The sequence below is a fragment of the Flavobacterium sp. XN-5 genome, from assembly GCF_008033395.2.
Lineage (GTDB): Bacteria > Bacteroidota > Bacteroidia > Flavobacteriales > Flavobacteriaceae > Flavobacterium > Flavobacterium hiemivividum.
Genome location: NZ_VOGZ02000009.1, coordinates 83,809 through 104,829, shown reverse-complemented (window position 1 = coordinate 104,829; position 21,021 = coordinate 83,809). Strand labels below are relative to the sequence as shown.

The following is a 21,021-nucleotide window of genomic DNA, read 5'->3' as shown; positions in this document are numbered from 1 at the left end:
TTATAAAATTTTAGCGGATATGGCTTGTAATTAAAATTATTTTAGGGCGGCAACAATCAATTTTGCTGTTTTTTCACTTGCTCCAGTACCACCTAGTTTTTGTTCTAGTAGGTCGTATTTTTGTAACAACTTTGTTCGGTGGTTGGATTCCAGAATTTTTTGTAGTTCAGTTTTAATATGTTTAGTGTTGAAGTCTTCTTGAATTAATTCAGTAACAACTTCCTCGTCCATAATCAAATTGACAAGCGAGATGTATTTTAAGGTTATAATTCGTTTTGCAATTTGGTACGATGCCCAACTTCCTTTGTAGCACACAACTTCTGGAACTTTAAAAAGTGCGGTTTCTAATGTTGCAGTTCCCGAAGTGACCAAGGCTGCTGTAGCATTTTTTAATAAATCATACGTTTTATTCGAAATGAACTTTATATTTTCATTCTTAATAAATTGTTGATAAAACGAATAATCTTGACTTGGTGCACCAGCAATAACAAACTGATAATCTGGGAAATCATCAACAATACTTAACATTCCAGTAAGCATTTTGGTAATTTCTTGTTTACGGCTACCTGGAAGCAAAGCAATAATTGGTTTTTCACTCAATTGATTTTCAGACTTAAAAGTCGCGGAATCTATTGAGGGGTGATTGTGGATTGCGTCAATTAAAGGATGTCCTACATATGTTACATCATAATTGTATTTTTCATAGAAAGATTTTACAAATGGCAAAACCACATACATATGATCAATTGTTTTTTTAATCGTCTCGACTCTACTTGCTCTAGACGCCCAAACTTGTGGACTTATATAGTAAAAAGTTTTGAACCCTGCAGGTTTAGCCCATTTTGCAATTCGAAGGTTAAAGCCAGAGTTGTCGATGAAAATTAAGGCATCGGGTTTGTAATCTTGAATGTCTTGTTTGCAGGTCTTTATAAAATCTAATATAGAAGAAATGTTTTTTATAATCTCCGAAAAGCCCATGAAAGCACGCTCTTTATAATGAGAAACTAATTCTGCGCCAGCTTGTTGCATTAAATCACCGCCCCAACATCTTATTTGTGCATCCTTATCTTGTTTGAATATTTCTTTAATCAAATTAGATCCGTGCAAGTCTCCTGATGCTTCTCCAGCTAGAATGTAGTATTTCATTTTAAGGATGTGAATTAGTGTAAAAACTTTCGGCTTTCAAAATTAGCCATTGAATGTTCATCAATCAAGCAAATTAGTTGTTATTTTTAGTAAAACACTAAAGGGAACTAGGTCTAAACAAAGTGTTTTAATCTGTTTATTTTATTCATTCCATTTCCAAGTGTTTAACTCTTGAGCAGCATGGTGTGCTGTTAAGTCAAATTGAACAGGAACTACAGAGATATAACCATTGGCCAAAGCCCATTCATCAGTGTCTTCTCCTTTGTCTTGGTTTACAAACTCACCGGCAAGCCAGTAATAATCTCTTCCTTGTGGTGTTTTTCGTTTGTCGAATTTTTCCATCCATCGGGCTTTCGCTTGGCGACATATTTTGATTCCGTTGATGTTTTCCTTTGCTAATTTCGGAAAATTAACGTTTAAAACTACTCCTTTGGGCAGGCTGTTTTCTAAAACTTCTAAGCTTATTTTACGAATAAAAGGCTTCATGGTTTCAAAATCGGCATTCCAGTCATAGTCTAAAAGAGAAAATCCAATTGCCGGAATTCCTTCGATCCCCGCTTCGACAGCGGCACTCATTGTTCCTGAATAAATTACGTTTATAGAAGAATTAGAACCATGGTTTACTCCAGAGACGCATAAGTCTGGTTTTCTTTTTAGAATTTCATTTACGGCAAGCTTAACACAGTCAACTGGTGTTCCAGAGCAGCTGTATTCTTGAATAGCATCATCATCTTTCGAAAGTTTGTTTAAATACAAGGTGTTGTTTGTGGTTATTGCATGTCCCATACCACTTTGAGGTTTGTCTGGCGCTACAACTAATACTTCACCTATTTCGGCCATAACAGTAATTAATGCTCGAAGTCCTGGAGCTGATACGCCGTCGTCATTTGTTATTAAGATTAAAGGTTTTGCTGTTTCCATTTTTTGTTTTTTTTGTGCTTCCAAAAGTACATTTGTGGAAGGTAGTTGTTGTATTTCAAACAAAGAAAACAAAAATTATTAACTTGCTGGATTAAAGGAAAACAAAAAAACAATTTTATATCTTTAACAAAAATTTATGGAGGGCTTGCTAATGGTGGCATAGTTTTTACCGTATATTAGTTCAAAAATTTGGATGAATATTATTCTTAGCTTTATGAAAAGAAATTATAAAATATTAATTGCGACTGTTTTGCTTTCGGCGACATTATTTGCTTTTAATTTAAAATCAGGGGTGAGTTCTAATCCTGATAAAGATAAATTATTATTAGAATTACTGACTTTTGTACTTGAAAAAGGACACTATAGTCCTGCGACTATAGATGATACCTTTTCTAAGGGGGTTTATAAAGATTACGTGGCGGCTTTAGATCCATCAAAACGTTTTTTTCTACAATCTGATATTGATGAGTTTTCTAAATACGAGTTGCAGTTAGATGACGCTTTACTTAATAAGGACTTGACTTTTTTCAATCTTACGTTTGAGCGTTTGATGAAAAGAATGGATGAAAGTAAAAGTATTTATAAAGGGATTATGAGTGTGCCTTTTGACTATTCAATAGATGAAAGTTTTAATACGGATTACGAAAAAGCACCGTATCCAAAAAACACTGCTGAACTGACAGAAAGATGGAGAAAACAAATCAAATTATCGACACTTTCTTCTTTGACGGAGCGTTTGAGAGTTCAAGAAAAGAAGACGAAAGGTAGCGATGACACAACGAATGCTGCAAAATCTCGAGAAGATTTGATGGACGATAATTTGGAAGAAATCAAAATTGACAATATTGAGGATGCTGGAAAACCAAAAACTTTTGCCGAATTAGAAAAAGAAACACGTGAAAGTGCAAAAAAATCTTTGGATGAATATTTTGGTTTCATGAATGACTTAGACAGGGATGATTGGTTTTCAGTTTATATTAATTCTATAACGGCTGGATTTGATCCACATACTAATTATTTTGCCCCAGAAGAAAAGGAGCGTTTTGATGTAAGTATTAGTGGAAAACTAGAAGGTATTGGGGCGCGTCTTCAAAAGAAAAATGACTTTACAGAGATTACTGATTTGATCTCTGGAGGACCAGCTTGGAGAGGAAAACAATTGGAAGCCGGAGATTTAGTGATGAAAGTGGCTCAAGGAAATGGAACGCCTGTTGATGTTGTAGGAATGCGACTTGATGATGTTGTGAAAAAAATCAAAGGGCCCAAAGGTTCTGAGGTTCGTCTTACAGTGAAGAAGGTAGATGGAACTATTAAAGTTATTTCGATAATTAGAGATATTGTCGAAATCGAAGAAACTTATGCTAAGTCAAGCGTTGTTAATAAAGACGGATTGAAATACGGTGTGATCTATTTACCTAAATTCTATATTGATTTCGAAAATAAAGACGGTAGAGATGCTGGAAAAGACATTGCGTTAGAAGTAGAGCGATTGAAAGCTGTAAACGTAGACGGAATTATACTTGATGTTCGTGATGATGGAGGAGGTTCTTTATCAACGGTTGTTGATATTGCTGGATTATTCATCGAGCAAGGCCCGATTGTACAAATTAAATCGGCTGGTAGAAAGAAAGAAGTTTTATTTGATAGAGATAAAAAAATCGAGTGGGATGGACCGTTAGTAATTATGGTCAATAGTTTCTCCGCTTCCGCTTCAGAAATCTTGGCTGCCGCAATCCAGGATTATAAGAGAGGGATTATCGTAGGTAGTAAACAAACTTACGGGAAAGGAACAGTTCAAAATGTTATTGATTTAAACCAATTTGTTAGAAGTAATGAAATGGGAGATTTGGGTGCATTGAAAACCACGACTCAAAAATTTTATAGAATCAATGGTGGCTCAACTCAATTAGAAGGGGTGAGTAGTGATATTGTAATGCCAGACAGATATGCTTATTTAAAAATGGGAGAGAGAGATGTAGAGCACGCTATGCCTTGGGATAAAATTGACGCTGCTGCTTACACCGTTTGGGATAAAACTGCTAATTTTAATAAAGCTATTGCCAATAGTAAAGCTAGAATTGCTGCGAATGATCAGTTTAAGTTAATCGAAGAAAATGCAAAATGGATTGATAGCAGAAGTGAGGAAAATACTTATAGTTTAAATATTGAAAAATTCAAGATTGCTCAGAATGCAGTTGAAGAAAAGGCAAAAAGATATAAGCCAATTTCGAAATATAAGAATTCATTACAGTTCTCTTCTTTACCTTATGAAATTGTTCAAACAAGTAAAGACAGTATTTTAAAAGAGAAAAGAGACAGATGGCACGAAAGCTTATCTAAAGATATCTATGTTGAGGAAGCATTAAATGTTTTGGATGATTTACAGACTAAGGTTGTTTTAAAAAAAGCTGATCCTGGGAAATTAAAAAAAGAAAAACTAGCTAAGTCATAAGTGTAGCCTTCTTTAAATGAATAATAATACAACTCAATCATTAACTGCTATTGCGCTCCATAAATTCAAAAAGAATTTATGGGGCGTTTTCAGTCTTGCGTTTATCGTAATTTTAGTACTCGTTTCTATTTTTGCTTATGTTTTGGCGCCGGATCGTTCCGAAAATGCAAATCAAATGCATTTGTCCATTCATTCAAAGCCACCAGGTTTTAATGTCAATATTCTTTCTATTCCCTTAGAGGAAAAGACTAATGCTACGTTTAGTAATTATTTTTCTGGTTTTCCAAATAGTGTTACCGAAGTAGCTATTGAGAGTTATAAGATCGTTGGGAATACCATCCTATATGAGGAGTATAATGATGAGCCATCGTTAAAAATGGTTAAAGAGATTAATCTAAAGTCCTTTGCTGGAGAAAGTTCAATTAAAACAGTGGAGCAGAAATTTATTAAGAACAGGACTTTTTATTTAGGGACTGATAAATATGGTAGAGATTTGCTAAGTAGGATGTTGATTGGTTCGAGAGTTTCGATTTCGATTGGTGTTGTTGCCGTGCTGATTTCTCTAATTGTTGGAATCTTTTTCGGAGCAATAGGTGGGTATTTTGGCGGTAAAGTTGATGCGCTGATTATGTGGCTGGTTAATATTATTTGGTCCATTCCTACTTTACTTCTTGTGATCGCAATTACATTGGCATTAGGAAAAGGGTTTTGGCAGGTTTTTGTCGCCGTGGGATTAACGATGTGGGTTGAAGTGGCACGTGTAGTTCGCGGTCAAATCATAAGTGTTAAGGAGATGCAATATGTAACAGCAGCTAGAGCTTTAGGTTTTGGAGATTTCCGAATTATATTCAATCATATTTTGCCAAATATAATGGCTCCAGTAATTGTAATTTCGGCGGCTAATTTTGCGTCAGCTATATTAGTAGAAAGCGGACTTAGTTTTCTAGGTTTAGGAGCTCAACCTCCCATTCCGAGTTGGGGAAGTATTATAAAAGATCACTACAGTTATATTATTCTAGGCAAACCGTATTTAGCAATGGTTCCTGGTATCGCTATTATGTTGATCACATTGGCTTTTATGATGATGGGAAATGCCCTGCGTGATGCTTTGGATGTAAAGCAATAGTCATAATCTAAGATGATTTGTAAATGAAATATTTTCAACGAGGAGTAATAGTATTTACAAGTTTTATGTTTTTATGTTCTTGTAAGAAAGCAGAGGACAGTGCGATAGATAATAGTAGTATTTCACATACTTTGGTAGTTAATGGAGATGTGAATGAATCTAAAGTTTTATTCGATTATTTACCTGAAACTTCTTCAAACGAAGTTGTAAAACACAAATACTACACGCTATCCTATAATGAGCAAGCGGAACAGGCAGAATGGCTAGCTTATGAATTGAAAAAGGAATATGTTACCAATAGAGATTATATAAGGCCTTATTTTATTGCGGATCCTAAAGTTTTAACTTTCTCCGCTGATTGGAGGAATTATAAGAATTCAGGATATGATAAAGGCCACTTGTGTCCCGCTGCTGACATGGAGTTTGATGAAGAGGCTTTTAGTGATACTTTTTACACCTCTAATATTTCTCCTCAAGATCGTGACTTTAATAGTGGAATTTGGAACAGACTCGAACAAAAAGTTCGTTATTGGGCTGTCAAGTATAACGGTGTGTATGTTGTAACCGGAGGTGTTTTGAAGAATTCAACCAGAACAATTGGTAAAGAAAAAGTAATTGTTCCTGATTCTTTTTATAAGATTGTTTTAAATATTTCTAATGAGAAGCATAAAATGGTTGCTTTTTTAATTCCAAATGAACGAAGTGAAAAGCCGCTATACAGTTTTATAGTTTCTGTAGACAGAATTGAGGAATTGACTGGAATTGACTTTTTCCCTAAACTGGAAGACAAATTAGAGAACAGCTTAGAGAAAAACACCGATTTTAGCGCTTGGATTTTTAATTAAAAATAAGTTTTGAGTTGTAGTTAGACTACCATTCGTTTACTTTATTAGCATCCATTTTAAGGAAAATAAACAGTAAAATAGTAAATCCCCACAGTCCGGATCCTCCATAAGAGAAGAAAGGCAATGGAACTCCAATAGTAGGGAAGATACCAACTACCATCGCTATATTTACAAAGAAATGTGTAAATAATATTCCGGCCACACAATAGCCGTAAACTCTACTGAATTTAGTTTTTTGCCTTTCGGCCAAGTAGATCACTCTAAGAAACAAACTTACAAACAATCCTATTACGACAATAGAGCCCGCAAAACCCCATTCTTCACCAACGGTAGTAAAGATATAATCCGTATGTTGTTCTGGTACAAATCCACCTTTAGTTTGAGTTCCTTCAAGGAAACCTCTTCCTAACCAACCACCAGAGCCGATCGCGATCTCAGATTGATTGGTATTGTATCCAACACCTTTTAAATCTACTGTTTTACCTAATAGGATATTAAAACGGTCTCTATGGTGTTGTTTAAATACGTTTTCAAAAACATAATTTACTGACAAAACAAAACCAGATATCAATACAAAAAGAATGCTGCTCAAAACGATATTTCTGTCTGCTAATCTTGATTTAAAGTGAACGAGCAAGAGGACTATTAGTGCTATTAAAATGACATATTGTGGTTCTAAAACTAAGGACAGTACAAATAAAGTAATTGTAGCAAATCCTGTCCACACATACCATGCTGGCAGTCCTTCACGATAGAGTACAATGATGAAAATACTGTAGATTAAGGCACTTCCAGGGTCTGGTTGTGGTAGAATAAGTAAAACGGGTAAAAATACAATTGCCAGCGCTTGTATCTGACGATTTGTTTCTTTTAGATTAATTTGAGAGTCGCTTAGAAATTTGGCTAAAGCTAAAGAGGTCGCTGCTTTAGCGAACTCAGAGGGTTGTATGGTGAAACTTCCAATAGCGTACCAGCATCGTTGACCTGCTATTGTTTTACCAAAGAGAAAAAGACCGGCTAATGTTATCAAAGAGCCAATAAAGATAATACTCGCATATTTTTCATAAAATTTACCGTCAATGGCGAGTATTATGAAAATCAATGGAATAGTCAATAATATAAATATTAGCTGTTTCTGGTAGGTTTCATCTATAGAAGACAAGGAGGATGAGTAGATGTTTAACCAGCCCATTATCACAAGTGCACTATAAATTAATATACAGGTCCAGTCAAGATTTTTCTTTATGCTTTGATTTTTCATTGGAAATGAATCTCTTTTTAATTTTGAGTAGTCGAGTCTTTACGAGTAAAGTTGCTAAACTCATTATTTTTGATACTAATGTCTTTAGGGGTAGTTTCGATAGCCTCTGCTGCTTTCATTCCGCCCATTTTTGCATATTCATCACGCAAACTTATGTTTAGAATTCTTGTTTCTAAGTCAATTCTTGTAATCTTTTTTCTTAGGTATTTTTCGATCATTAAACTGGCAATTGGTCCGGCAATTGTCGCACCGAATCCACCATTTTCTACCAGTACTGCAATCGCAATTTTCGGATTATCCTTAGGGGCGAAGGCCACAAAAATAGAGTGGTCTTTAAGTTGAACTCTTTTGCCACCTATCTTGGCGAAATTTTCTGCGGTACCTGTTTTTCCAGCAATATCGATGCCTTCTACACGTAATGATCTAGCTGTACCAACGTTGTACACGTCAAATAAACCGCTGATGAGAGGCTTGAAATGTTTTTTGTCAATTGTAGTTTGATGCTTTACCTTAAATTTGGGATCTATTTGCTCGCCCTTGATTTTTTTAATCATATGAGGAGTATAGTAATAACCTTCGTTGGCAACTGTAGCCATCATACTAGCGAGTTGGATAGGTGTCATAAGTACTTCTCCCTGTCCGATAGAGTTTGAAACAATAGTAGTGCTTCGCCAACCTCCGTTAGGATAAATGCGCTTGTATGTTTTTGAATTTGGAATATTTCCTCTTTTTCCTGTAGGTAAATCGTAACCCATGAATTGTCCAAGACCAAAACTTTTCAGATGATTACTCCACACATCAACTGCATACGAAGGCTTGGCATATTTATTTATGGTGCGCATGTAAGTCTGTGCGAAATAAGTGTTGCAAGAATTGTAAATTCCATTATGAAGTTGCTGGCTAGGGGTATGGGCGTGACATTTCATAAACCGCCCTCTACCATAGCTAAATCCATTGTGACAAATAAATGAAGTTTGCTCGTCTATTACTCCTTCTTGCAGTCCTATAAGTCCAGTTAGAATCTTAAAGGGAGAGCCCGGGGGATATTCTGCCAAAAGACCTCTGTCATACAGTGGTTTTGCGATAGAATCGTAATATAGTAAGGTGTAATTTTTAGAGCGCTGTCTCCCAACCAAAATCGATGGATCGTATGATGGTGCTGTTATAAGTGCTAAAATCTCACCAGTTTTAGGTTCGATAGCGACAATACCACCTCTTTTATTTATCATTAATTGCTCACCGTACCTTTGTAAATCAGCATCTAGTGTAAGATTTATGTCTTCTCCTTGTACTGCAATAGTATCGTATTTACCGTTTTTGTAGGAACCTATTTCGCGGTTGTATTTATCTTTTTGAATGTATTTTACTCCTTTAATACCACGTAAAATTTCCTCATAGCTTTGCTCAACTCCTTGTACTCCTATTAAGTCACCGCTTTTATAGTAAGAGTTCTTTTCTATTGTTTTTTCGTTTACTTCTGTGATGCCGCCAAAAATATTAGCTCCAAAATCAACTTCATAATCACGAAGTGAACGTTTTTGAAAATAAAACCCTTCGAATTTTCTGATTTTTTCTTGAAATGCTGCAAATTCACTCTTGTTTAATTGAGCTAGAAAGACTGAAGGCAGTCGTGGGCTATATACTTTAGCTTTCGCTATTTTTTCTATGTAGTCCTCCTTTGTAATATTCAACAACTGACAAAACTCTAATGTGTCGATGTTTTTTAACTCTCGGGGAATTACCATGATGTCGTAAGATGCCTGATTTGATACTAACAGCTTTCCATAACGATCAAAAATATAACCTCTTTCGGGATAGTCATATTTTATTTTGATAGCGTTATTTTCTGACTTTAATTTGAAAGTATCGTTGATAACTTGCAAATAGAAAATCCGGATTAGTAGCAATGATGCTGCAACAATAATTAAGGAAGGCAGCAGAATTTTTCTCATCGTTTGTTGGGCTTAATAAGGTATATTATAATAATGCAAAGGATAACTGTAAAGATAGTGCTTAAGAGAGCACGTATTAAGATATCCAGAAAGAAACTTACTTGAAAAGCTTCTATTATAAACAGGGTAAAGTGATGAATAACAACAGACAGTAATATAAAAGAGAATCGTTCTGGTGTTAATACGTCGTTTAGTTTTATGGTTTGGTATTCGTAACTTATACCAAATGAAAATTTAAATAGATACGGTCTAAGGTGGGCTAATGTTAAACAGGCAATGGCATGTACTCCTCCTGAATTAGAAAAGATATCCATTGTGAGACCTAATAAAAAACTAGCTAGTAACAGACCAGTTTTGTTGCCGTTAACAGGATACAAAATGATAAATAGGATGTAAGGAAGCGGCATTACAAATCCTAAAAAATTCATGTTATTGAAAATAACTATCTGGACGGCTAGTAATAAAATGAACCGAAAAATATTGACTAACAATGTGCTATTCATTTTTCTTTACTTTTTCTAAATTATTAAGTTCGTCTCGGTATCTGCTTTTTAGAATATAAACATGACCTAAATTTGTCATATCATTAAAAAGCTTAATGTCTAAAGTATAATAGTTGGTTTTATTGTCGATGTATATTTTTTCAATCGTTCCAATATTGATGTTTTCCGGAAAAATCACCGATTGACCACCAGTGACGATAGTATCTCCTTTTCTAACGGATGCTAGTCTTGGAACATCTATTAACTGAACAAAACCAGTGCTTTTTCCATTCCAGATTAAAGAACCAAAATGATTTGATTTTTTAATTTTGGCGTTAATTTGTGATTTTACATTCAAAATACTAACAACAGTCGAATATCTCGGCGAAGTATTGTCTATGACTCCCACTAGTCCTAAATTATTGATCACCCCCATATCAGATTTTACACCTTGTAATTTACCGGAGTTCAAAGTAAGGTAGTTCTCGTGAACATTGTAAGAGTTGTGAATCACCTTAGAAACGACAATATCGTAAGGTTGGGTTTCCTTAGTTTTTTCTAATTTTGTAATCGAAATAGAGTCGGTAGCAGCAAATAAAATACTTTTTAGCCTAGCATTTTCTATTGCCAAAGCATCATTTTGAGTTTTCAAATTCAAATATTCACTCACATTGTTGATCTTTTCATAGACTCCGCCGCTTAAAATATTAGCGGAGCTTATGATTTTACTTTTGTGGTAGGAGTGCGCTTGTATCGTTAGAAAAAACGAAATGGATAATAACAGCAAAAACAGTATTCGATTACTGTTTTTGAATATAAAATTAAATATTTGCTGCATTCTCTAGTATAATTATTTTGTTTCAGGTTTTGCTTCTAACGGGATTCGCGAGTGTCTTATTTTATTAAGATACTTTTAAATTTTGCTAGGTTTTTAAGCGCCATTCCTGTTCCACGAACTACTGCTCTTAACGGGTCTTCTGCGATATAAACAGGTAAATCTGTTTTTTGAGAAATTCTTTTGTCTAAGCCGCGTAACATAGAACCACCACCAGCAAGGTAGATACCTGTATTATAAATATCTGCTGCTAATTCTGGAGGAGTTTGAGATAAGGTTTCCATTACAGCGTCCTCAATTCTTTGAATTGATTTGTCTAATGCTTTAGCGATTTCTCTATAAGAAACATCTACTTGTTTTGGTTTACCGGTAAGTAAATCTCTTCCTTGAACAGACATGTCTTCTGGAGGAGTTTCTAGATCTTCAATAGCGGCTCCAATTTGAATTTTTATTTTTTCAGCGGTACTTTCTCCAACAAATAAATTGTGTTGGGTACGCATGTAATACACGATGTCGTTTGTGAAAACATCACCTGCAATTTTTACAGATTTGTCACATACAATTCCGCCCAATGCAATTACAGCGATTTCAGTTGTTCCTCCTCCAATATCTACAATCATATTTCCCTTAGGTTGCATAATATCGATACCGATACCAATTGCTGCAGCCATAGGTTCATGAATTAAGTAAACTTCTTTACCATTCACTCTTTCACAAGATTCTTTTACGGCTCTCATTTCAACTTCAGTAATTCCAGAAGGAATGCAAACTACCATTCTAAGAGCGGGAGTAAACATTCTTTTCTTTAAAGCAGGAATGCTTTTTATGAATAAACTGATCATTTTCTCTGAAGCATCAAAATCGGCAATTACACCATCTTTCAAGGGCCTTATTGTCTTAATGTTTTCATGTGTCTTACCCTGCATCAAGTTGGCTTCTTTACCAACTGCAATGATTTTACCAGAGATTCTATCTCTAGCAACTATTGATGGGCTGTCAATTACGACTTTATCATTATGTATGATTAAAGTGTTAGCGGTACCAAGATCTATCGCAATATCCTCGGTCATGAAATCAAAAAATCCCATAAGTTTTTCAGGGGTTTAAAAAGTTAAAAATTAGGAGCGTACAAAGTTAAACAAATTAATGCTTAAAATGACGAGTTCCCGTAAATACCATTGCAAGTTTATTCTCGTTGCAATAGTCGATGCTCAATTGGTCTTTTATAGATCCGCCTGGTTGAATAACTGCTGTTATTCCAGCGTTTTTTGCAATTTCTACACAGTCAGGGAAAGGGAAAAAAGCGTCGCTGGCCATCACGGCTCCGTTTAAATCAAAACCAAATGTTTTTGCTTTTTCAATTGCTTGAAGTAAAGCATCAACTCTTGACGTTTGTCCTGTTCCAGATGAAATAAGTGTTCCGTTTTTTGCAAATACAATGGTGTTAGACTTTGTGTTTTTACAAATTTTAGAAGCAAATAGTAGATCTTGAATTTCTTGTGTTGTCGGAGTTGTTGTAGTAACGGTCGTTAAACCTTCTTTATTGTCGGTAATGTTATTTCTTTCTTGAATTAAAAGTCCGTTTAAACAAGATCTAACTTGTTTATTAGGTAATTCTACTTCGTTTTGAATTAAGATAATTCTGTTTTTCTTTTCCTGTAGGATTTCAATTGCTGCTGCATCATATTCAGGTGCAATAACTACTTCACAAAACAATTTGTTTATTTCAGTTGCTGTTGCAACATCTATTTTTGCATTCGAAATTAATACACCACCAAAAGCAGATGTTGGATCGCAAGCTAACGCCGCATTGTAAGCTTCACTTATACTAGTTCTTGTAGCTAAGCCACAAGCGTTATTGTGTTTTAATATAGCAAAAGTAGGCGCGTCAGTTTTGAACTCAGCAATTAAATTAACTGCAGCGTCGACATCTAATAAATTGTTATATGATAATTCTTTTCCATGAACTTTGTTGAACATTGCTTCGAAATCACCAAAGTAAAAACCTTTTTGATGTGGATTTTCGCCATATCTTAATACCTGACCTTCTGCGATACTTGCTTTATAAACAGTTTCATCTGTATTGAAATAGTTAAAAATAGCGCTGTCATAGTGAGACGAAACGTGAAAAGCTTTTGTTGCAAGTAATTTTCTGTCGGCAAGAGATGTGGCGCCATCCTGATTTGTGATCAAATCTAAAAGGGTGCTATATTGATCAACAGAGGCAACTATAACGGTGTCTTTGAAGTTTTTTGCAGCAGCACGAATTAAAGAAATTCCACCGATATCAATTTTTTCAATTATATCAGCTTCACTTGCTCCAGAAGCTACTGTTTTTTCGAAAGGATATAAATCAACGATTACTAAATCAATTTGAGGAATATTAAACTCCTGCATTTGTTGAACATCACTTTCATTGTCTTGACGGTTTAATATACCTCCAAAAACTTTTGGATGCAATGTCTTTACTCTTCCGCCTAGGATTGAAGGGTAAGAAGTAACATCTTCAACAGGTACTACAGGAATACCTAAGTTTTTTATAAAATCTTCAGTTCCGCCTGTAGAATATAAAATTACATTTTGAGAATGTAATTTTCTAACTATCGGTTCTAATCCTTCTTTTGAAAATACTGAAATTAATGCTGATTGAATCTTTTTAGTTGTGTTCATTATGTAGTTCTAGTTATAAAGTGCAAAAATAGTTTTTTTTTGATTATAAATTTATATGAAGTGTTGTAACATTGTCTTAAAAAATCATACCAACTTGTAGTGTACTTTATTATTTGGATTTCGAATAATATTTGCAGATTTTTACAATAAAACAAAAAAGACTTTATGCTAGTATATCTCCGATTATTGAAAGAAAGTTTTGCCTTTGCTATGAATGCACTGCGAAGTAATATATTGCGAACTTTACTTTCTCTGCTGGGTGTAACTATTGGTATTTTCTCAATAATAGCAGTGCTTGCCGCAGTAGATTCATTAGATAGAAAGATTACTAAAGATTTAAGTAGTTTAGATAAAAACACTATTTATTTGATGAAGTTTTCTTTTGGACCTTCTGACGTTCCAAAATGGAAAAGAGAGCAGTTTCCTAACATTAAGTACGATGAATATACGTATATGAAAGGTGCGATGACAAATACGGAGGAATTAGGCTACCAAATTTTCACGAAACGTGAAACAATAAAATACGACTCTAAGACAGTAAGTGATGTTAATATGGTTCCTGTATCTTATGAATTTATCGATATTCAAGGGCTTGAGTTTGAAAAAGGAAGGTTTTATAACGAATCCGAAGCTAATTCAGGATCGAAAGTTATTGTTTTGGGCAGCGAGATTGCAAAATCACTTTTTGATGAAGTGGAGCCCATTGGGAAAAATGTTAGAGTATATGGTCAGCGTTTTTCGGTAATTGGAGTCCTAAAAAAACAAGGTGCAGGGCTATTTGGAGATAGTGACGATACTTCGGCTTTTATTCCAGTCAATTTTCTTAGGCAGTTGTATGGAGATAATAATGAGTCTTTAGTAAACGTGATTGTTTTGAAACCCAATAAGGGCGTTGATATGGATGCTTATAAAGCTGAAATTTCGCAAAAACTTAGAGCGTATAGAGGGGTTAAAGCAGGTGAAATAGATAATTTTTTTATAAATGTATTCTCCGGTTTTACAGATTTAATTGATGGGATAATCTTAAACATGAAATTTGGTGGGTGGATGATTAGTGGTTTTTCACTTTTAGTGGGCGGTTTTGGTATTGCTAATATTATGTTTGTTTCGGTAAAGGAACGAACGAATTTAATCGGTATTCAAAAATCATTGGGAGCCAAAAACCGTTTTATCTTATTTCAATTTTTATTCGAGGCGGTTATACTGTCTGTTATTGGAGGGATAATTGGTTTGTTTTTAGTTTGGATTATTGCAGTGGTGTTGACAAATGTTTTAGATTTCGAATTTGTTTTAGGAATGGGAAATATTCTTTTAGGTACGCTACTAGCAGGATTGATTGGTTTAATTTCAGGAATTCTGCCTGCAATTTCGGCTTCAAAACTTGATCCTGTGGAAGCGATTAGGACAGGAATGTAATTGATGATTAGTATAATTATTAATTCATTTTTTGGAACAATAAAATTTAAAAAATTCATTTATTATATTCTTAACAAAGAAAGACTGTCTTTTTTGTAGATTTGATATTCAATTAAAACTAAAAATATGACAGCAATAAAAGCATATGCAGCATACGACACAGAAACTCCATTAAGGCCGTACACATTTGAAAGAGATGAACTTGCGAAAAATGAAGTTCAAATAGAAATACTTTATAGTGGTGTTTGTCACTCAGATATTCACACTGCAAAGGGAGATTGGGGACCGGCTATTTATCCTTTAGTGCCAGGTCATGAAATTGTAGGTAAAATTACAGCAGTAGGTAGTGAGGTTACTAAATTTAAAGTAGGAGAATTAGCAGGCGTAGGTTGTTTTGTTGATTCTTGTAGAACTTGTCCTAGTTGTAAGGCAGGTGATGAGCAACTTTGTGACGAAGGAATGACTGGAACTTACAATAGCTATGAAAGAGGTACAAAGACACCTACTTACGGAGGTTATTCTACAAGCATCACCGTTGATGAAAATTACATTTTACATATTTCAGATAAATTAGAGCTTTCAGGAGTTGCTCCTTTATTATGTGCAGGAATTACAACTTATTCTCCGTTACGTTATTTAAAAGTAGGTAAAGGACATAAAGTAGGAGTTCTTGGTTTAGGTGGTTTAGGTCATATGGCCGTTAAATTTGCAGCTTCTTTTGGTGCTGAGGTAACTATGTTGAGTCATTCTCCTTCTAAAGAAGCGGATGCTAAGAAATTAGGAGCGCATCATTTTGCATTAACTTCTGATGCTGAAGTAATGAAATCATTGGCAAATAAATTTGACGTTATCCTAAACACGGTCTCTGCTGACCATGATTATAATGCCTATTTAAATTTGTTGAATACAAATGGAACTATGATAATTGTAGGAGTTCCAAGTAAGCCAGCTGAAATACCTGCGATGACATTAATCATGAAACGTAGAAGTATAATGGGAAGTTTGATTGGTGGAATAGCCGAAACACAAGAGATGTTAGACTATTGCGCTGAACACAACATCACTTCAGATGTTGAAGTAATCAATATGGATTATATCAATGAAGCTTATGATCGAATGAATAAAAGCGATGTGAAATACCGTTTTGTAATTGATATGGCATCTTTAAAATAAAAGTTAGAACTTTTTGACTTTGATAGATATAAAAAAATCCCAAGAAGCAATTCTTGGGATTTTTTGGTTTAGGTAGTTTTAAAACTATCTAATATCATTATTTTGAATCAAATCGATATACAAGTTAATCTTGTCTTTCAATTCTTTTCTTGGCGTGATAAAGTCTAAGAAACCATGCTCTAAAAGAAATTCAGCAGTTTGAAAACCTTCAGGTAAATCTTTACCCGTAGTGTCTCTTACAACTCTAGGTCCTGCGAATCCAATTAATGCTCCTGGCTCAGAAATATTGATATCTCCTAACATTGCATAAGATGCAGTTGTTCCTCCCGTAGTTGGATCTGTACATAAAGAGATGTAAGGGATTTTTTCCTCAGCAAGCTGGGCAAGTTTTACCGATGTTTTTGCTAATTGCATCAAAGAATAAGCAGCTTCCATCATTCTCGCTCCACCTGATTTTGAAATCATTACAAATGGAACTCTGTTTTTGATAGAATAATCGATTCCTCTTGATATTTTTTCACCTACTACAGCTCCCATAGATCCACCAATAAAGGCAAAATCCATACAGCAAACTACAACTTCACGACCTTTGGATTTCCCAACTCCAGTACGCACAGCGTCTTTTAGTTTGGTTTTTTCCATAACGTCTTTAAGCCTGTCTGCGTATTTCTTTGTGTCAACAAAGTTCAACGGGTCTTTAGAAGTTAAGTTTTTATCTAATTCAACAAATTCATTATTGTCAAATAAGATTTCGAAATAAGTACTACTACCAATTCGAACATGGAAACCGTCTTCAGGACTTACAAATAAATTGCGTTCCAACTCATCGGCATCAATAATTTTCCCTGTAGGAGACTTGTACCATAGACCTTTTGGAACATCCATTTTGTCTTCGGTCGCAGTTGTGATTCCTTTTTCTTTTCTTTTAAACCAAGCCATATTTAATAGTTATGAGTTATGCGTTAAAAGTTATGAGTTGTAAAATAGAAAGAATGCTTCTACTTTATAACTCATAATTCTTAATTTTATAGTGTATTCACGTTGTTCAAGTCAGCAAATGCTTGCTCTAGTCTTGCGTTGAAAGTCATTTCACTTTCACGGATCCATTTTCTTGGATCATAGTATTTTTTGTTTGGAATATCAGAACCTTCTGGGTTACCAATTTGAGTTTTTAAATAATCGATATTTTTAACCATATAATCACGGATACCTTCAGTAAATGCAAATTGCAAGTCAGTATCGATGTTCATTTTGATTACTCCGTAGCTAATTCCTTCTCTGATTTCTTCAAGAGTAGAACCTGATCCACCGTGGAAAACAAAATCAACTGGATTGTGTCCTGTGTTGAATTTCTTTTGAACGAAATCTTGTGAGTTTTTCAAAATTACCGGAGTCAATTTCACATTACCTGGTTTGTAAACACCATGTACGTTTCCAAAAGCAGCAGCAATAGTGAATCTTGGGCTTATTTTAGATAATTCTTCATAAGCATAAGCTACTTCTTCTGGCTGTGTGTATAATTTAGAACTATCTACGTCAGAGTTGTCAACACCATCTTCTTCACCACCTGTAATTCCAAGTTCGATTTCTAATGTCATTCCCATTTTGCTCATTCTAGCTAAGTATCCTTTGCAAATTTCAATGTTCTCTTCGATTGGCTCTTCAGACAAGTCAATCATATGCGAACTGTATAATGGTTTTCCAGTTGCAGCAAAATGTTCTTCTGAAGCATCTAATAATCCGTCAATCCAAGGTAAAAGTTTTTTAGCACAGTGGTCAGTATGTAAAATTACTGTAGCTCCGTATGCTTCTGCTAAGGCATGGATGTGTTTTGCGCCTGCAATACCTCCAGCGATAGCTGCTTTTTCATTAGCATTAGAAAGTCCTTTTCCAGCGTTAAACTGCGCTCCTCCATTAGAAAACTGAATGATAACAGGTGCGTTTAATTTTGCAGCAGTCTCAAGAACTCCATTTATAGTACTAGAACCAGTAACGTTTACTGCAGGTAAAGCAAAGCCTTTTTCTTTTGCATAATTGAAAATTTCTTGTACTTGATCTCCTGTAGCTACGCCCGGTTTGATGTTATGTCCCATTTTAAATTGTTTTTGTTGGTTTTTTTTATTTTTAGTTCAAGACTGCAAAAATAAGAATTAAATAGCATTAGAACGGGTAATTTATTCCAAAATTTAAAACAGAGTTCCCGAAATTGTATTCTCTAAACCATTTTTCGCCCGTTTCATTAGCAGGATTATAGGTTTTAAATCCAAAATCAAATCGGATAACAAAGAAGTTTAAATCATATCGTAATCCGAATCCAGTTCCCAAAGCGATGTCTTTTAGGCTTTTAAAACCAGTGAAAGTTGACTTCTCATCAGTTACATTATCGTAAACATTCCAGATATTACCGGCGTCTGCAAAAAGCGCTCCCTTTAAATCTCCTAAAAGTTTAAATCTGAATTCTGCACTTAATGCAATTTTCATGTTTGCTTCATTAAAATCATCTTTTGCGCCACTGCTTCCAGGACCTAAACTATAGGGTTGCCAAGCTCTATTATCATTAGAACCTCCAGAGAAATAACTTCTTGAAAATGGAATGTAATCAGAATTTCCAAATGGGATTGCGATTCCAAAGAAAGATCGAACTGCAAATACTTTCTCTCTTGTCAAATCCCAATGTTTAATATAGTCAAACTCTGTTTTGATATATTCTGAATACTCTAGACTGAAAAGTTCAAATTTCCCGTTTTTATTTTCTGCTTGGTTTGTTGTATTCGAAATTAAAGATAATAGTGAACCTGCAGATTCGATTTTTGTTTTAAATAGATAAAAAGTGTTGTCAGTCAGATCCGTTTTTGTGGATTTTGTAAATGTATAACTGGTTGCTAGAATAAAATCATTTTCGGTCAGTCTCAATCTTCGTTCTTCTATACTTTTAACATCGGCATAATCCCTATCTGTAGAAGTCAATGGCGTATTCCCAGATAGTACATCGCTAATAAATCCCCTTGTTCCAGTTTCAATTATTAAATCTCGATCCGTGTCGTTATTAAAATAGCTGGGGTTTGTGTTGTATATTTTTCCAATTTCATTCAAGGCTTTGTAGGACGAACCGTAAACATTAAAATAGTTTTGCGGATTTAAATTTTGTACAAATTGAGCGTTGAAAAGGTCAAAACGAGCGGTGTTGTTTTTCTTTGGAGTCCAGTTGTAGGTAAAGGCTCCTGTGAAATTTTGTTTGTCTAATCCAATATTTCTTTGTCTGGCAAATCCAATAGCCATCAAGGTAGAAGGAATCATACGTTTCTTAATTATTTTTTCGGTAGAGAAAGGCATGAAAATTCTTGGGACATTCAACTTTAAGTCCACTCCATATTCTGAAACGTTAAAAAATTGATTGTTTGGATTGGCTAAATCTTTTGATGATCCAATGTTTCCACGCACGGAAACTTCCAGTGTTTCAGCACCGTTAAACACATTACGAATCGTTTCTGAAACGCTTAACGCGACTCCGATGTCTTGAATATTAGAATGGGTAACATCCAGAGAAGTTCCAAAGCTGTATTTTTTTCTTGGCGTTAAATATATTTTTGCAATTAACGAACTGTATGTAGTATCTCTTGTGTCAATTTCATATTGAACACTTGGATAATTGAATATTTTAAGATTATTCAAATATCGGGTGGTCAGAATAGTTTTGTTATCAGCAAAAAGTCCGCCTTTAGTAATGAAAATGGCATCTGTAATAGCATGTGGCTTGTATTTTAATTTGTCATGGCTGTATAAATTAAAGTTTTTATATGTTACACTATCCGTAATGGGTTGATTGCTTTTATTGGACGAATAGTCTGTGTAGATGTTTACATCGCTTATTTTATACATTTTAAAAGGCTCCGTTCTTGATGAGTCTTTATCCTGAAAAGAATAATCTTTGATGATTAAATTTACACCAGCCTTATCTCCTTTTTGAATTGTATCAATATCAAAATTCACATAGGTAGGCTGAAAATAATAGACGCCATTATTCCTGAAATGATTAGTTACCCGATTTTTTTCATCATTAAAATCAATTGTTTTATATTGATTTCCAGTTTTAATGACGGCGTTAGATTTTATCGTTTCATAAATAGAATCTAATGCGGGGGTAGTGATTGAGGTTTGTATCGTGTCTAGAAAGTAAGGTTTTCCAGTGGTGATTTCATATTTTATTTTGCCTTTCTTATTACCTAAGGTATCTACTTTGTAATCTGCATCTACATCAAAAAAACCATTATTGAAGTAATAATACTTTAGACGTAAAATTGATTTTTCGGTTTTTGCAGTGTCTATTATTACCGGAGCTTCTCCCGTTCTTTTAAGGAAATCATGAATGCCCTGATACCAAAAAGATTTTCCAAGTCTATCTACTTGTTTCGCCGAAAGCCATTTTGATTTTCTTTCGTATTTTCCGGGATTGTTAGTGAATTTCGCTTGATACGTTGAATCTGGGTTTAGATTTGCTAAATTGTACAAATGCAAACGCAAAGGAAAGCCCAATAATAAAGTACTATTTGGTTTTTGATACAATTGATTAAATACGGTTTCGGACTTTGTGGCTTTACCGTTTACCGTAATTTGATTCTTAGTAAGGAGCTGTTTTCCCTCAGGAACTCTTTTTACTGCGTTACAGGCGCAAATAAATATTGCTATTAGAATAAATGCTGCTATTTTTGTAGAAATCTTCTTCAACTGGTATAATATATTTA

At 34.5% G+C, this 21,021-nt stretch carries 16 protein-coding genes; 5 read left to right on the top strand and 11 right to left on the bottom strand.

The genetic code is table 11. The annotated features are described in order from the left end of the window. Positions 1-36 precede the first annotated feature (36 nt). Together lpxB and surE are read right to left on the bottom strand one after the other, a co-directional pair. On the bottom strand, positions 37-1,146 hold the full coding sequence (gene lpxB / locus FQU23_RS14100; protein ID WP_147674385.1) for a lipid-A-disaccharide synthase: 1,110 nt from the start codon (positions 1,144-1,146) through the stop codon (positions 37-39). A gap of 141 nt (positions 1,147-1,287) precedes the next feature. After that, positions 1,288-2,067 (bottom strand): 5'/3'-nucleotidase SurE, encoded by a 780-nt coding sequence (gene surE, locus FQU23_RS14095; protein WP_147674384.1) that lies wholly within the window; start codon positions 2,065-2,067, stop codon positions 1,288-1,290. A gap of 193 nt (positions 2,068-2,260) precedes the next feature. Here surE and FQU23_RS14090 point away from each other — a divergent pair, with 193 nt between their 5' ends. Genes FQU23_RS14090 through FQU23_RS14080 form a run of 3 tightly spaced genes read left to right on the top strand, consistent with a single transcriptional unit; the run spans position 2,261 to position 6,490 of the window. Further along, a complete protein-coding gene (locus tag FQU23_RS14090) occupies positions 2,261-4,519 on the top strand; it encodes a carboxy terminal-processing peptidase (RefSeq protein ID WP_147674383.1) in 2,259 nt (752 codons plus the stop codon). A gap of 16 nt (positions 4,520-4,535) precedes the next feature. Continuing rightward, positions 4,536-5,645 carry an ABC transporter permease gene (locus FQU23_RS14085; RefSeq protein WP_147674382.1) on the top strand — a complete coding sequence of 370 codons (1,110 nt, stop codon included), beginning with the start codon at positions 4,536-4,538 and terminating at the stop codon, positions 5,643-5,645. Positions 5,646-5,668: 23 nt separating this feature from the next. Then, positions 5,669-6,490: a DNA/RNA non-specific endonuclease gene (locus FQU23_RS14080; RefSeq protein ID WP_245181125.1), complete on the top strand. Its 822-nt coding sequence runs from the start codon at positions 5,669-5,671 to the stop codon at positions 6,488-6,490. A 25-nt stretch (positions 6,491-6,515) separates the two neighbouring features. Here the strand turns inward: FQU23_RS14080 and rodA are convergent, their stop codons facing one another. The 6 genes from rodA to purH are packed head-to-tail and all read right to left on the bottom strand — an operon-like array spanning position 6,516 to position 13,690. After that, complete coding sequence (gene rodA / locus FQU23_RS14075) at positions 6,516-7,751, bottom strand: rod shape-determining protein RodA (protein WP_147674381.1); 1,236 nt, start codon at positions 7,749-7,751, stop codon at positions 6,516-6,518. A gap of 17 nt (positions 7,752-7,768) precedes the next feature. Continuing rightward, entirely contained in the window at positions 7,769-9,703 is a 1,935-nt protein-coding gene (mrdA, locus tag FQU23_RS14070; RefSeq protein WP_147674380.1) for a penicillin-binding protein 2, read from the bottom strand. Then, the gene (locus FQU23_RS16260) at positions 9,700-10,206 is read right to left on the bottom strand and encodes a rod shape-determining protein MreD (RefSeq protein WP_147674379.1); all 507 of its coding nucleotides are present in this window, start codon (positions 10,204-10,206) and stop codon (positions 9,700-9,702) included. Before FQU23_RS16260 ends, mrdA begins: the two co-directional genes overlap by 4 nt. Next, entirely contained in the window at positions 10,199-11,023 is an 825-nt protein-coding gene (mreC, locus tag FQU23_RS14060) for a rod shape-determining protein MreC (protein ID WP_147674378.1), read from the bottom strand. Before mreC ends, FQU23_RS16260 begins: the two co-directional genes overlap by 8 nt. A 56-nt stretch (positions 11,024-11,079) precedes the next feature. Further along, the gene (locus FQU23_RS14055) at positions 11,080-12,108 is read right to left on the bottom strand and encodes a rod shape-determining protein (protein ID WP_132111762.1); all 1,029 of its coding nucleotides are present in this window, start codon (positions 12,106-12,108) and stop codon (positions 11,080-11,082) included. A 55-nt stretch (positions 12,109-12,163) separates the two neighbouring features. Next, entirely contained in the window at positions 12,164-13,690 is a 1,527-nt protein-coding gene (purH, locus tag FQU23_RS14050; RefSeq protein ID WP_147674377.1) for a bifunctional phosphoribosylaminoimidazolecarboxamide formyltransferase/IMP cyclohydrolase, read from the bottom strand. Between the two features lie 165 nt (positions 13,691-13,855). Here purH and FQU23_RS14045 point away from each other — a divergent pair, with 165 nt between their 5' ends. Further along, positions 13,856-15,106: an ABC transporter permease gene (locus FQU23_RS14045; protein WP_147674376.1), complete on the top strand. Its 1,251-nt coding sequence runs from the start codon at positions 13,856-13,858 to the stop codon at positions 15,104-15,106. 126 nt (positions 15,107-15,232) lie between these two features. Beyond that, positions 15,233-16,279, top strand: a complete 1,047-nt coding sequence (locus tag FQU23_RS14040; protein ID WP_147674375.1) for an NAD(P)-dependent alcohol dehydrogenase — start codon at positions 15,233-15,235, stop codon at positions 16,277-16,279. 84 nt (positions 16,280-16,363) lie between these two features. On the opposite strand, the gene accD is transcribed toward FQU23_RS14040, so the two are convergent. From accD to FQU23_RS14025, 3 genes are all read right to left on the bottom strand, one after another. After that, positions 16,364-17,218 carry an acetyl-CoA carboxylase, carboxyltransferase subunit beta gene (accD, locus tag FQU23_RS14035; protein ID WP_132111770.1) on the bottom strand — a complete coding sequence of 285 codons (855 nt, stop codon included), beginning with the start codon at positions 17,216-17,218 and terminating at the stop codon, positions 16,364-16,366. A gap of 86 nt (positions 17,219-17,304) precedes the next feature. Then, complete coding sequence (gene fbaA / locus FQU23_RS14030) at positions 17,305-18,372, bottom strand: class II fructose-bisphosphate aldolase (RefSeq protein WP_132111772.1); 1,068 nt, start codon at positions 18,370-18,372, stop codon at positions 17,305-17,307. A gap of 67 nt (positions 18,373-18,439) precedes the next feature. Then, positions 18,440-21,004 (bottom strand): BamA/TamA family outer membrane protein, encoded by a 2,565-nt coding sequence (locus tag FQU23_RS14025; protein WP_147674374.1) that lies wholly within the window; start codon positions 21,002-21,004, stop codon positions 18,440-18,442. Between the last annotated feature and the right edge of the window lie 17 nt (positions 21,005-21,021).